The organism is Brevibacterium sp. CT2-23B, assembly GCF_013168765.1.
Taxonomy (GTDB): Bacteria; Actinomycetota; Actinomycetes; order Actinomycetales; family Brevibacteriaceae; genus Brevibacterium; species Brevibacterium sediminis.
In genome coordinates this window covers 413066-426940 of record NZ_JABBYK010000004.1, presented here as the reverse complement: position 1 = coordinate 426940, position 13875 = coordinate 413066, and the positions used below count along the sequence as shown (strand labels likewise).

Here is a 13875-nt window from a genome sequence, read left to right as displayed (position 1 = left end):
AACGCATCACAGTTGTTCCACGTCACAAATGCAATGCCACACCTGCTCATGGACCAGAACCCAATGGAGGGATCGCCAATGACAACAGCACCACGCATCGATACCGATGCAGTTCGACCTGTGGAGCCCAGCCCTGCGCCGGCAGCTCCGCCGACTGCATCTAGGCTCAAACCTGAGTCATTCACAGCGGGAATCAAAGCTGTTGTCGGGCTCGTCGGATTGTTCGCGATCTGGGAGCTAGCAGTCTTCATCTTCGACTTCCCGAAGTATCTGCTTGTCGGTCCGATTTCGGCGTTCGAAGAATTGTTCACGAACCCGGGATACTTCGCGGTCAACGCTCTCACTACCCTGCAGGAAGGTCTCGCAGGCTTTGCGCTCGGCACAGCATTGGGCGTTCTGTGTGGAGCACTCCTCTATTACGCTTCCTTCCTTCGTCCCTTCCTCTATCCGGCGCTCATCGCCATCGACACGATTCCGAAGGTCGCTCTGGCGCCGCTGTTCATCGTCTGGTTCGGCTTCGGCTTCGAGTCGAAGGCTTTCGTGGCAATGGCCATCGCATTCTTCCCGCTCGTCATCAACACATTCGACGGGCTCAACTCTGTGCCGCACGAGCTGCAGGACCTTGCACGCATCAACCGTGCCTCGAAGCTGAAGAAGATGATGAAGATCGATTTCATCTATGCGCTTCCTTCGATCTTCACGGGAGCTAAGATCTCGATCTCGCTGGCTGTCGGCGGTGCCGTGGTCGGTGAGTTCATCGCCGGGTCCAAGGGCCTCGGTTACGTCATTCTTCTCGCGAACTCTCAGGTCGACCTCCCCTCGATGTTCGCAGCATTCATCGTGCTTGCGGCGATCGCATTGCTTCTCTTCTTCATCATCGACCTCATCTCGAAGAAGCTGCTGCCGTGGAAGAACTACACGAAGTGAGAGGCGGAACCATGCACATCTTGAAGAAACTGCTAGTTGCGCCGCTCCTGCTGTCTGTCGTCACTCTGACAGGATGCACGCCAAAGGACGGACTCGATGACTTCAACCTCATGGTCGACGTCGCCTATCTGCCGAAGCACGCACCGTTCTTCGCAGCTGAGGCCGAGGGGTTCTTTGAAGAGGAAGGATTCGACGTCTCGCTGATGCCGGGTTCCGGCTCAACGAACACCGTGACTTCCGTCGAAACCGGGAGAGTCGACGCCGGATGGGCCGATTTCGGCGCGACCATCCTCAGCCAGGGCAAAGGAGCTCACGTTAAGCAGGTGAATCTGCTTCAGGCCCGATCAGCGTATGCGACTATCGCACTCGAGAGTTCGGGTATCAAAACCTGGGAGGACATGAAGGGCAAGACGGTGGCGACTGAGGGTGCCGGTGCCATGACGGCTATGTGGCCGCTCGCGCTCGAACGCAGTGGCCTCAAACAGGATGACGTCAACGTCGTCCACGCCACCGGCGAATCGAAGATTCCAGGTCTGCTGGCCGACCGCTGGGATGCGAACCTCGCGCTCTACGTCTCCGACGAGCCGGCGCTGATGGCGCTCGGTGAGAAGGCGAACATCCTCAAATGGTCTGACGTCGGCATCGACCTCTACGGCAATGGCATCGTGGTCTCGGATGAGGCCCTGAAGAATGATCCCGAGCGTGTTGAGCGCTTCAACCGCGCGATGCAGAAGGGCTTTCTCTGGGCCTGCGACCACCCGGATCAGACTGCAGAGGACTTCACGAAGGAAGTTCAAGGGTACGAACCGGAGACCGTGACCTATGCGCTCAAGTCGCAATGCGAGTTGAACTGGGCCACCGGAAAGTCAGACGACCAGTTCGGTGTGATGACCGACGATGGAGTTGGGCAGATGCTGAGCGTGGCCACTGACTTCCTCGGTCTCGAGAATTCGACCGACCTCACCGTCGATGACATCTATACGAACGACTACATCGACCCGATTCGCCATGACGAAGACGTTGCGGCACCCACAAAGTGAATGGAGTACGACCATGACCACTGACTATGCGATCTCAGTCAACAACGTCGGCAAGACCTACACCTCGCGAGACGGGCAGGAGAACGTCGTCCTCAAGGGACTCGACTTCCATGTCAACCCGGGGGAGTTCGTCTCGATCGTCGGCCAGTCCGGCAGCGGAAAGACCACTCTGCTCAACACGATCTCGGGTCTGCAGGAAGCCTCTGAAGGCGAAATCCTCATCCGCGGACGTGAGATCAGCGCCGCTCTCAAGGACATCGGAATGGTGTTCCAGAGCCCGGTCCTCCTGCCCTGGCGGAATAATCTCGACAATGTCCTCCTGCCCTTGGAATTTCGTGACGCCGTCACATCGGAATCCAAGGACCACGCCATGGAGCTGCTGCACATGGTCGGACTTGGAGAGAAAGCGACCCGGTACTCCTACGAGCTCAGCGGTGGGATGCAGCAGCGCGTCGCCATCTGCCGCGCGTTGGTTTCACGTCCGGAAATTCTCCTCATGGATGAGCCATTCGGCGCACTCGACGCGATGACGCGTGATTCGATGAACTTCGAAATCCAGAGGATCTGGCGCCGCACGGGCTGCAGTGTCCTCTTCGTCACCCACAGCATCTCTGAAGCTGTATGGCTGGCAGATCGAGTCGTCGTTGTCGGTGATCGTCCGGGACGGATCGTCGCTGACGTCAAGGTGGACATCGAACGTCCCCGCGCGAAAGAGCACAAATTCTCAGAGAACTTCGCCAGCTACGTGGCGGAGATCGAATCCCACATCGGCGTCACCGCCGGAATCAGCTGAGCGGTCCGCCCGTCCGGCCCGACGATCACATGCCAGGGATGGCCGACAGGGATCCTTCGGCCCAAGGCACACCGCACGAGGCGAACTTGTCTCAAGGAAGATATGGAGTTGGAAACGCAATGATCAAACTGACAACCGACAAGACGCGTCTGGCAGATTCGTTCGGAATAGATGCCCAGAAGAGCCTTCTGTTCTCTGCGATTCGCCTTGATTCGAGCCCTCTGGTTGCACCGATCATCGCCGACACGACCGACGGTGAAGTGCTGCTTGTTCGCCAGCAGGAGCAGGGAAACGCCCTGTCCGCCGGGGTACCGAAGGAGCGGATGAGATTCTATGCGCCGTGGGTGACGATCGATCCCCGAATTGTTGCCGATACACCAGCCTCAGCATCACTCTCGACATTGGTTGAGGAGCTCGCAGAAGGGGATCAGGTCGGTCTCGACTCCGGTGTTGTCATGAAGCACTACTCGACGTTGTCGAAGAGCCTCGATGTCGTCGCCGACAAGCAGCCGACGACTCCGGTGGTCGCCTATGAGATCGACACCGCAGCGGTTCTTGAGCGCTTCTCTCGCTGGCGTGAGCTCGGAGCGGAGACTGCGACGCGGCTCATCGACGACGTCGAACATCTTGACGGACTGGACAAGGAGATCCAGTCGCAGACCGACACACGCTATTCGGCGCTGCAGTCGATGGCGAAGGACCGCGGTCTCGACGCCGTCATCATCGCCGCTCCGCCGAACTTCAGCGAGGTCGTCGGAACTCAGCAGAGCGAAGATCAACTGGCGGTTTGGTCAACGCAGGACGAGAAACTCTACGTTCTCGCCCCGGAGACCGCGCACGGTGTGTCCGGCACTCCTATCGGCCGCTTCGCCGGACTTGGTGCGGGAGCTGTGGCACTGGCTCATGGCAATCAGATCGGCGTTGAGGAGGAGTGGATCGCAACCGGTCTGGCACTCGAACTCGAAGCCGAAGGCGCCGTCCTCAATGAGTTGTCGACCGCTCTCGGTCACTGGCGCGATATTCGTGACCACGAAGACCTCGGGTTCCAGATCGTTGCTGCCAGGTGCAGCGTCTTCGCCATCGAAGAGGCTCTGAAATGGGCGGAGGAGTCGTTGGCGGCGGGGCTTGAGTTCACCGAGCTCGACATCTACGCGCGCTATGTGGACAAGATCGTCGAATTTCGCACGGACAACGTGATTCCTTTTGCGATCGAACCGTACTTCACCAACTTGCACTCCTCGAACAGAATGCTGTTTCCCGGACCTCCCGTCGATTTCCCGATCAACGATGACACGAAGTGCATCCAACTCGACGCCGGTGTGCGGATCACCTTTGACGGGATCACTGTGGCGACCTCCGATATGGCACGGTCGCTTCCGCGTACCGATAGTGCCAAAGAGGCCTATGAGTTCTTCTTCGACGTGGTCCGTGAGGGAATCATCGGCCAGTTGCGTCCCGGAGTCGTGTGCGAGGATGTCCATCAGGGGACATTGGATTACTTGGCGCCCCACCTCGACAGGATGATCGAGATCGGCATGCTCGGTGCAGACGTGGATTTCAACACGGAATACCGGAAGCGCAATGTCGGGCACCTCATGGGCAAGCAGGAGTCATTCGCCAACGAGCTGCGTCCCGGCTACAAGCACGTCTTGGAGGTCGGTTCCTTCGGCGCCGCGGAGATCCCGTGGCGGTACGGCAATGTGGCGATCGGCACTGAGGACCTCTGGTTCATCGGGTCGGACCGTACCTATATTCTCTCCAAGCGCTGAGGCGGGACCTCTCCACTTCGATGTGTCTCACGCAGGACGCTCAACTCCTTACAGGCTGAACGGGGCGGACATTCCCACAAGGGAGTGTCCGCCCCGTTGCGTAGATTGAAACCAGCAGAAGAGTGAGATGCAGTTACCTTATGGTCAGCAGGGAATTGAAAGCGGTCCGGTCGTTGAATCGACCGGACCGCTCTGCGTTTGTGCTGTCAGCTTGGCAGCTGATCAGCTGGGGCGGAGTTCACCTGGACTCTTGAGCTTGACCACGGCTTCGATCTCAACCGGTGAGTTCGCAGGGAGACGCGGGACTCCCAGAGCAGTGCGTGCATGACGGCCTGCGTCTCCCAGAGCATCGACAAGGAGTTTGGAGGCCCCTTCAGCGACGACGGGGTGCTTACTGAAGTCTGTCGGACTGGCCACATAGACGTTGAGTTTGGCGATGCCCTCGACATTGTCGAGGCTGAGGTTCGTCTCCAGCTGGGCAATGAGATTCACCGCGCACAGCTGAGCTGCCGCAATTCCGTCCTCTATGCTCAGATCCTCACCGACGACTCCCTGGACCGGTACTTCTCCGCCTTGTTTGGCAATCTGCCCGGACACGAAGGCCAACTGGCCGGCGACGGTCACCGTCTCGTAGCTGTAGCTGGCGGGATTGGCTTCGGGAAGGTCGAATCCGAGTTCATTGAGACGGTGGCGCACGCCGTCTGCGAAGGATTTCGCCGAGACAGCTGCGTCGGTAGCGGCCGAGGCATCGCCACGCTGTGCTGCAGAGTATCGACCATCGAGCACCCGGGCCACCGCCCAAGGATTGGCGTCCTGGAGGACCGGATGAAGAATGGCCTGCGGGACGTTCTGGTAGGCGACCGGGCGGAGGAACCTGTCGATCGCAGTTGCACCCACCGAAGTGGTCTGCGGAGCTGACGTCGCTGGAAACGGTCCACCATGGATCATCGCATGGCCGACATCGACTCCTGTCGGCCAACCGTTGACGATGATCCGTCCGACGGTGAGTTCCAGCGCGCCCACAAGCGCGTCGGCCACCTCGGTGTCCTGTTCACCCATCTGCAGTGTCGCAGTCAGCTGTCCTTCGAGCTCTGCTACGACATGCTCCAGCTCATCAGTCGAGTGATAGCGCACGACGAGGGCAGCGGAACCGAAGATCTCATTCTGCAGTTCCTTGTTCGACGCGAAGTCCTGGATCGAGGTCGTGAACACGCGGGGCCCGGGCGCGTTGAGCGTCTCCCCATCCGCCCCCTGAGCCAGAGATGAGACGCCCGGCTGTGCTGAAAGCTGGTCGATTCCACTCTGCCAGGCTGCGGCTATGGAGGGAGTGAGCATCGTTTGACCCTTCGCCGCGTTGAATTCCTCAGCAATGCGAGCCGTCAGAGCATCTCCACGGTCGCCGTTGGGAACGAAGAGAATTCCAGGGGAGGTGCACAACTGACCGGAGGAACCGGTCACTGCTCCGAAAAAGCCTTGGGCCACCTCGGCGACGTCATCGGCAATGGCGCCTGGCAGGACGAACACGGGATTGATTGAACTCATCTCGGCATAGACAGGGATCGGTGTGGGTCGAGCCGCGGTGGCGGCCGACAATGCCAGTCCGGCAGCCCTGGAACCGGTGAATCCTACGGCCGTGATTCGCCGGTCCGTGGCTAGCTGCTGCCCGACCTCGGAGCCAGCCCCATAGACGAGTGAAAAGACGCCCGGGTGAAGCCCGCTGTCGCGAACGGCACGAGTGATGGCGGCACCGACCAGCTCGTTGGTCCCGGGGTGGGCATTATGGGCCTTGACGATGACCGGGCATCCGGCAGCAAGTGCGGAAGCGGTGTCACCGCCTGCGGTTGAGAAAGCAAGGGGAAAGTTGCTCGCGCCGAAGACAGCGACGGGGCCCAGAGGAACCTTGCGCTGACGAATATCGGGGCGCGGCAGCGGTGCGCGGTCCGGGAGCGCGGGATCAATGCGCACGCCGTGGGCGTCACCGAGCCGAACGACCGATGCGAACAGGCGCAGCTGGTTGGAGGTTCTGGTGATCTCGCCATTCAGGCGCCCCGCAGGAAGTCCGGTCTCCAGAACGGCCCGGTCGACGATGCGCCGCGCGTCAGACTCGATATTGGCTGCGATTCTCTCGAGAAAGGTTGCGCGGATCTCCGGCGAAGTGCCGCGGTACGAAGGGAACGCATCGTGGGCCTCGGCGATGGCTGCGGATACCTGCTCCTCGGTGAGCAGCGTGTATTCGGGATCTAAGGTCTCACCTGTCGCCGGATTGATTGCACGGCTGGTCTCCCCCTGTCCTGGCGTCTTCGTGCCGGCCACAATTGATGTGCCGGAAAGTGATGTGTCGACGTCCGAGTCGGTCGTCGCGGTAGTGAACTGCGTCGTCATAAGTGACCTCTATTCCTGATAGCGATGTCGGCGCCGACCGGCTCAAGCCGATCGGCGCCGATCTGTGGGTGTGGCTGTCTCAGCCGCGGATTCGTGGCGGACTGAACGTTCAGGCGACCGCGGACGCGGTGCGGTCGAGTCGGATGCCGGCAGCGGACATAACTTGTTCGAGATCCTGCAGGTCTGCCTCGGTGAGGTTCTGCAAGGGTGGCCGGACCGGCCCGCAGTCGCGGCCGATGACTTTGAGGCCGCCCTTGACGATGGAGACGCCGTAGCCGGCCACTCGTTCGCGGATCTTCGAGTAGGGCAGGACGAAGGAGTTGAGCTTCTCTGTCACGGCGGCGCGGTCCTGTTTGCGCACCGCATCGTAGAAGTCGAGGGCGAATTCGGGTGCGAAGTTGAACATGGCGGATGAGTAGGTGCTCATTCCGAGCTGCAGCAATGGCAGTGCATAGACTTCGGCGGTCGGAAGTCCGCCGAGGTAGAAGAGGCGGTCGCCGGTGCGGGCGTAGACCTTCGTCAGCTGCTCGATGTCGCCGAGGGCGTCCTTGAAGCCGATGAAATTCTCATGGGTGTCGGCGAGGCGTTCAACGGTCTCGGGCGAGTAGATCGCATTTGCCCGGTTGTAGACGATGACGCCGATCTTGGTTGCTTTGCAGATGGCGGATACGTGCTCGAAGAGGCCGTCTTGGCTGCATTCAGTGAGGTAGGGAGGAAGGGCCAGAAGGCCCTCTGCTCCGGCTTCCTCGGCGTCGATCGCATTCTGCACGGCGTGTGCAGTGGCACCCCCTGCCGAAGCAAGGACCGGCACTTCAGTACGTGAGTTTGAAACTGCCAAGCCCACGACCTGTTTCGCTTCCGGGGGAGTGAGGCTGAATCCCTCGCCGGTTCCGCCAGCGGCGAAGAGTCCTGCGACGTCGAAGCTCGACTGCCAGGTGATGTGGTCGGAATAGGCGTCGGCGTCGAGGGACAGGTCTGCGTTGAATGCTGTCGCGGGGAAGGAGAGGAGTCCGTCCTTGAGGTGGTCGGCGAGTTCTTGAGGTTGGTAATTGGCCACGGAATGACGTCCTTGTTAGTCGGGATAGTGATCCCACTGTAAGAACGAGGAATAATTCCTGTCCAAGATTATTTATATATGCATTGATGCCCAGAAGGTATTATCTTAATTCTCTGCGAATCAATGCGAGGACTTCCTTGAGTGCCGGGTTGCGGGACTCCGGATTCCAGATCGCATGAAGTTCGACGACATCGCGTGGAGCGTCGTAGAGCGGCACATATGTGACACCGTCGACGCCGAGGCGAGCAGCTGATTCCGAGACGACGGCGATGCCGCGACCAGCAGCGACGAGATTGACGATGGTCAGGATCTGGCTCAGCGAATGAGCCACCTCATTGGCTTCGACATCGATGTAGCGAACGGTGAGATCGTAGAAGTATCGAGCCCTCGTGGCATCGTGCATGAGCAGTCGCTGACCGGAGATCTCCTTTGTGTCCACAGAGTCACGTGCGGCGAACGCATGGTCCGAAGGGACTGCCAGTACGAGCTGCTCAGACAGGACCAGGGTCGCGTCGATGGTTTCGGGAATGCGGCCCACTCGCCCCAGGCCGATGTCGATCTTGCCCTCAGACAAGGCCTTGATCTGTTCTGCCGTAACCATCTCGGCGATCTCGACGCTTATGCCCGGCAGCTGTTCTGCCAGGGTCGAGACCAGACTGCCGAGGACGCCGAACGTCGAGACCGCAGTGCACCCGATGGTGATCTGACCCCAGGAGCCCTCGGCGATCTTCTGTGCTCGCCGCGGCGCACGCTCGACGGAGGCGAGCAGACCGTATGCCTCAGCGAGGAAGGCCTCACCTGCCGGCGTAAGTGTGACGGTGCGATTGTTGCGTTCGAAGAGGTGGACACCGATCGATTTCTCCAGCTTCTGGATCTGCCGGCTCAACGGTGGCTGGGTCATATTCAGCTCTTCAGCGGCGCGTCCGAAGTGAAGGTTTTCGGCCACCGCGATGAAGCCGGTGATCTGTGCCAAGGTGAACTGCATCGCTCGCTCGTTTTCTTTCGTGGGCCACGGCCTGTGCTGTTAAGCAGTGTATCGGGCGTGCGGCACCTCGCTTTCAGTTGTCGGCAACTCCCTCCGTGCTACCCGACGGCGGCCCAGATACCTCGCGCGAGGTATCTGGGCCGCCGTCACGTAGTTCTGGGCGGGGCACGTTGAGTCCATCGCGACTAAGCTGGCAAACATGACCGATGCGGACAAGCAAGCCGGGCGTCAGAACCAACTTCTGGTGCTCGGGAAGATTTCTGCGATCCTCGACGCCTTCTCGCTGCGTGCTCCGGAACGGACGCTCACTGATATCCGCGACGCGACTGGCTTGCCGGCATCGACCGTCCAACGACTTGTCGCCAACCTCGTCGAGCAGGGGTTCCTCGAGAAGACCGAGGACAAGTACCGGATCGGCATGCGGATGGCCTTCTGGGCGGCCCCGGCCACGACTGGGCGGGATGAACACGATGTCGTCATCCCGGTGCTCAGGGAGCTGCGGGATCTTACTGGGGAATCGGCTGTGCTGTTCCGGCGGGAGGGCGACTACCGAGTGTGCATCGGCCTGGCCGAGACCCGGCATGCGCTGCGCCGGGAGCTGCATGTTGGGAAGATGATGCCCTTGCATGTCGGCTCGGCCTCACGGGTCCTGCTCGCATGGGATCCTGAAGCGATGGAGCAGCTGCTCGATGCCACGCTCGACTCGCTCACGGATGCGACGATCACCTCGCCGGACGAATTGCGTCAAGTGGTCGCGCAGACGAAAGCTGACGGGTTCGCCATCACCATTGGCGAACGCGAATCGGGCGCATCGGGACTCTCGGCGCCGGTCTTCGATGCCAGAGCGAGGATCACCTCGGCGGTCTCCATCAACGGTCCTGTCTTTCGGATGCCCCGCGAGGTCTGCGAGGAATGGATCGAACCTGTCGTCGACGCGGCCGAACGGATCACTCGGCTCCTCGGCGGACGCTTCCCCGGCGAGGCCGCGGAATCCTGATCGTCGGCCGCGGATATTCCGCAGTCCGAATGCACCGGTTCGTCTACGACCTCTATTGGCCAATCCTTCGCAATCAGGTCGTAGGGATCACCCAGGGAAAGGCCTCCGCCTTGGAGCGGGCGCCCTGTGCAGCCTTTGATCGCGGTTCTTCACCGAGTTCAGTGGTGATCGATTCCGAAAGCTCGACGAGGTCGGCGAACGTCCCCGGCGTCAGCCATTCAGGACGAGTGGCGAAGAGCAAGTCCTCGCTCGAAGTATTGCCGCTGGCACCCGGAGCAAACGGGCATCCGCCGAGTCCGCCGAGAGCTCCATCGAGGACTGCGGCACCGGCAGAAGCGGCCACGAGACTGTTGGCGACTCCCAAACCCCATGTGTCGTGGCCGTGGAAGACGACCCGGCGGTCTCTGTTCGTCTCGGCTGCGGCAGCGATGAGCGACGACACCTGGGCCGGCACGGCCTGACCCAGTGTGTCGCAGATGACGATGTCGTCGGCGTCGATCGCGCGCGGATCGCGGGCAATGGCCAGTACCCGTTGCGGGTCGACTTCGCCGTCGAACGGGCAGGTGAACGACGTCGCCAGGCACAGTTGGATGCGTCCGCCCGCGGACCTGACGATGTCGAAGCTCTCGGGGAAGGCAGACATGCTGGTCTCCGTGTCGCGGCCGATGTTTGCCTTGTTGTGAGCGTCGGACACGGACAGACAGTACTGGATGTTGGTGATGCCGGCGTCGACGGCCCGTCGGACCTGACCGGGAGTGGCCACCCAGATCCAGCAGTGGGCGAGTTCGTCCTCGGTGAGCGCCTCGACGACTTCGAGCGTGTTGGCCATCGGCGGTACGAGGTCGGGGCGGGCCATGGAACCGAGCTCGATCTCCTCGACGCCGGCGGAGATGAGAGCTCTGACGACGGCAACCTTGCGTTCAGTGCTCAGCAGCTTTCCCGTGAGCTGGAGCCCGTCGCGCAATGTGACGTCGCGGAGGATGGGAGTTGTGGAAGCGGCGGTCAAGGGAACTCCTTCAGTCCTTCTTCGTGGCCATGCGGATGTCGGCGGTGCTCATTCCAAGGCGGTCGCCGAGGATCTCCTCAGTGTGCGCGCCGAGGTCGGGCCCGAGTGTACGGATCGGCAGAGACCTCTCGCCGATCACAGGGACGATTCCAGGGAATCCCACCTCGGTGAGCGTCTCCTCGCCGGTCGACACCTCGCGGTACTGAATCATGTCGCGCGCGATGAATTGGGGCTCGTTGACGATGTCCGCGGCTGTGTGGATGGCTCCGGCCGGGACGCCGGCGGCATCGAGAGTGTTGAGTGCTTCGGACACGGTGCGGGTGAGGGTCCACGCTCCGATTGCGGCGTCGAGGTCGTCCCGGCGGTTCCACCGTCCAGCGTTGGTCTGAAGGTCGGGGTCCTCGGCGAGATCCGGCCGGTCGATGGCTTCCATATACCGTTTGAAGATTCCGTCTCCATTGCCCGCGACGACGATGGAGCCGCCGTCGCCGCACAGATAAGCGTTCGATGGGGCGATGCCCTCCATCCGTCCGCCGGTGCGCTCGCGTTCAGTTCCATAGGCGCTGTAGTCAGGGACGAGGGATTCGAGCATGGAGAACATCGCCTCGTGCAATGCGACGTCGACCATCCGGTTGGGTGCGGCTGAGCGGCTGGCGGGTTCCGCATCGGACGTCTGGTCCGGTCCAGTGGTGGCGTGGTGTTGTGCATCGCGGAGTGCGAGGCGTTGGAATAGGGAAATGGCGGTGCCGAAAGCGGCGTAGAGTCCGGCGATGGAGTCGCCGATTGAGACTCCGACCCGGACCGGAGCGCGGTCGGGGTCGCCGACGAGGTTGCGGAATCCGCTGAAGGCCTCGGCGACGGCGGCGAAGCCCGGGCGCTCGGCGAGCGGACCGGTCTGTCCGAAGGCAGAAATGCGCGTGATGATGATGTCCGGATTGACCGCGTGCAGGACGTCAGGTCCGATCCCCCAACGCTCAAGCGTGCCCGGACGGAAGTTCTCGAGAAGGACATCGGAGTCGCGGACGAGATCGAGGATCGCCTGGCGGCCGATTTCCGAGCGAAGGTCAAGTTCCACGGACTTCTTGTTGCGATTTATCGTCCGGTAGAGCATGGACACACTGCCCTTCTGCAGCCGCCAATTGCGCAGTTCGTCCCCGGTGTGCGGGCGCTCGATCTTGATCACTTCGGCGCCGAAGTCCGCGAGGAGGCGCCCAGTGGTGGGAGCGGCAATGTAGTTGCCGAGTTCGATGACACGCACACCTTCCAGGGGAAGTGGCGCCTCGGATTGTGAAGTGGTCGTCAGGAGCGTGGGCATGTCCCCGGGAGTGGGGGCGGCAGCAGTCAAGGGGGATCCTTTCGGTGGTTCAGATGAACAGGCTCAGGGCCAGGACGCAGATGAGAGCGACGACGGAAGCGATGGAGAGTGAGACGGTGACGGTCTTCAGGGCTCCGCGGACTGTCTGGCCGAGGAGGGTCTGCAGCAGCCAGAAGGTATTCGAGGTGACGTGGATGATGAACAGTGAACCGGCGCCGGCCGCGAGGGCGATGAGCACAGGGTCGAGTCCGATGCTCGGTGCCACGGGAGCGAGGAGCCCGGCGGCGGTGATCGCCGAGAGAGTGACGGAGCCGACGGCCACGTGGAGGATTGCGGCGATGCCCCAGACGACGAGGAGAGGAGCCACGGTACTCGCAGAGAAGACCTCTCCGAGAATGTCGCCCATGCCGGCTTCGGTGACCACAGCGGCCAGGGAGCCGCCGACGCCGGTGAGGAGAAGGATTTGGCCGCTCTCCCGGAAGCCGCTGGTGACGGCATCTTCGATGCCTTCGCGTCCGATGCAGAAGTGCGCAACGACCATAGTTCCGAGGAGCCCGATGAGCAGAGCGATGTTGGGTTCGCCGAAGAAGAGGACCCAACCGGGCGTGAATCCGGCGATGTCGGCCACCGCGCCACCGGCGATGAAGAACAGGGCCAGCAGCAACGGACCGAAGAGCAGCCACAGTGGTGGTTGATGGGTTGACGTCGACTCGGCCGTCGCGGTCATGACGGCACCGCCTTCATCGGCGGGACGGGAAGGGTCATCAGGCTGTGACGATGTCCTGGCGGCACCTGATGATGCACCAGCCGAAGAGCGGGCTCCTGCGGTGGACGTCCCAGCCGCAGAACCGGCGGTTGAGGTCGCCTCCGCCAGTTCCTTCTCGACTTCTTGTTCGTCTCGTTCCTCCTTCCACCAGCCCCGGCGGAAGAGGAATGAGGTGATGAAGATGGTGAGGAGGACGGTGGGCACGACGACGAGCAGACCGAAGACGAGCATCTTGCCCAGGGGGACGCCGAGGAGTCCGGCGAGGGCGAGTGCGCCGACGCCGGGGACGGTGAAGACGATGCCGCACTCTAGACCGACGGCCATTGCGACGGCCATCTTCGGAGTTCCGAAGCGACCGATCCTGTGTCCGACGCGTTTGGCCAACGGTGCAGTGATGACGAGAAGGACATCGACGAAGATCGACTGCAACACAGTTCCGACCGCAGTCCCCAGCGCATAGGGGATGCCGCGGGAGCCGAAAATGCGGAGCAGCCCATCGACGAGGCGGGAAATCGCTCCGGTGGCGTTGAGGATCGATCCCATCAGGATGCCGAAGGCGATGAGAAGTCCGAGGTCGACCATGATGTCGCCGAAACCCTTGGTGATCGTCTCGACGGTCTTCTCCACTCCCATCCTTGTGATGAGGCCGAGGTAAAGCGAACCGATGACGAGGGAAATGACTGGATTGACCTTGAAGCGCACGATCAATACAACAGTGGCGACAACCGCGATGGCTGTATTGACGATGATGGCGACGTCGGACATCAACACTCCTATGTGTGTGCGTGAGTCATTGCTGACTCACGATATGAGTTCAAACTCACAATGTCAATATTGC

The 13875-nt window shown here is 61.4% G+C and carries 11 protein-coding genes; 5 read left to right on the top strand and 6 right to left on the bottom strand.

The window, feature by feature from the left end; translation table 11 throughout:
- Positions 1-78 precede the first annotated feature (78 nt).
- The 4 genes from HIM68_RS12865 (at position 79) to HIM68_RS12850 (ending at position 4529) form a co-directional block, all read left to right on the top strand.
- Positions 79-927: an ABC transporter permease gene (locus tag HIM68_RS12865; RefSeq protein WP_139467840.1), complete on the top strand. Its 849-nt coding sequence runs from the start codon at positions 79-81 to the stop codon at positions 925-927.
- An 11-nt stretch (positions 928-938) separates the two neighbouring features.
- Positions 939-1967: an ABC transporter substrate-binding protein gene (locus HIM68_RS12860; protein ID WP_172172741.1), complete on the top strand. Its 1029-nt coding sequence runs from the start codon at positions 939-941 to the stop codon at positions 1965-1967.
- Positions 1968-1980: 13 nt separating this feature from the next.
- The gene (locus HIM68_RS12855) at positions 1981-2760 is read left to right on the top strand and encodes an ABC transporter ATP-binding protein (RefSeq protein ID WP_139467842.1); all 780 of its coding nucleotides are present in this window, start codon (positions 1981-1983) and stop codon (positions 2758-2760) included.
- A gap of 119 nt (positions 2761-2879) precedes the next feature.
- Entirely contained in the window at positions 2880-4529 is a 1650-nt protein-coding gene (locus HIM68_RS12850; protein ID WP_172172739.1) for a M24 family metallopeptidase, read from the top strand.
- A gap of 222 nt (positions 4530-4751) precedes the next feature.
- On the opposite strand, the gene HIM68_RS12845 is transcribed toward HIM68_RS12850, so the two are convergent.
- From HIM68_RS12845 to HIM68_RS12835, 3 genes are all read right to left on the bottom strand, one after another.
- Entirely contained in the window at positions 4752-6911 is a 2160-nt protein-coding gene (locus HIM68_RS12845) for an aldehyde dehydrogenase family protein (RefSeq protein ID WP_172172737.1), read from the bottom strand.
- A gap of 109 nt (positions 6912-7020) precedes the next feature.
- Complete coding sequence (kdgD, locus tag HIM68_RS12840; protein WP_139467845.1) at positions 7021-7968, bottom strand: 5-dehydro-4-deoxyglucarate dehydratase; 948 nt, start codon at positions 7966-7968, stop codon at positions 7021-7023.
- A gap of 100 nt (positions 7969-8068) precedes the next feature.
- A complete protein-coding gene (locus HIM68_RS12835) occupies positions 8069-8953 on the bottom strand; it encodes a LysR family transcriptional regulator (protein WP_172172735.1) in 885 nt (294 codons plus the stop codon).
- 199 nt (positions 8954-9152) lie between these two features.
- On the opposite strand from HIM68_RS12835, the gene HIM68_RS12830 reads away from it, so the two are divergent.
- Complete coding sequence (locus HIM68_RS12830) at positions 9153-9950, top strand: IclR family transcriptional regulator (protein WP_172172733.1); 798 nt, start codon at positions 9153-9155, stop codon at positions 9948-9950.
- Positions 9951-10023: 73 nt separating this feature from the next.
- Here HIM68_RS12830 and HIM68_RS12825 read toward each other — a convergent pair whose 3' ends face one another.
- Genes HIM68_RS12825 through HIM68_RS12815 form a run of 3 tightly spaced genes read right to left on the bottom strand, consistent with a single transcriptional unit; the run spans position 10024 to position 13802 of the window.
- On the bottom strand, positions 10024-10956 hold the full coding sequence (locus HIM68_RS12825; protein WP_139467848.1) for a hydroxymethylglutaryl-CoA lyase: 933 nt from the start codon (positions 10954-10956) through the stop codon (positions 10024-10026).
- A 10-nt stretch (positions 10957-10966) separates the two neighbouring features.
- On the bottom strand, positions 10967-12271 hold the full coding sequence (locus HIM68_RS12820) for a CaiB/BaiF CoA-transferase family protein (RefSeq protein ID WP_172172835.1): 1305 nt from the start codon (positions 12269-12271) through the stop codon (positions 10967-10969).
- 49 nt (positions 12272-12320) lie between these two features.
- Positions 12321-13802, bottom strand: a complete 1482-nt coding sequence (locus HIM68_RS12815) for a GntP family permease (RefSeq protein ID WP_172172731.1) — start codon at positions 13800-13802, stop codon at positions 12321-12323.
- Positions 13803-13875 lie beyond the last annotated feature (73 nt).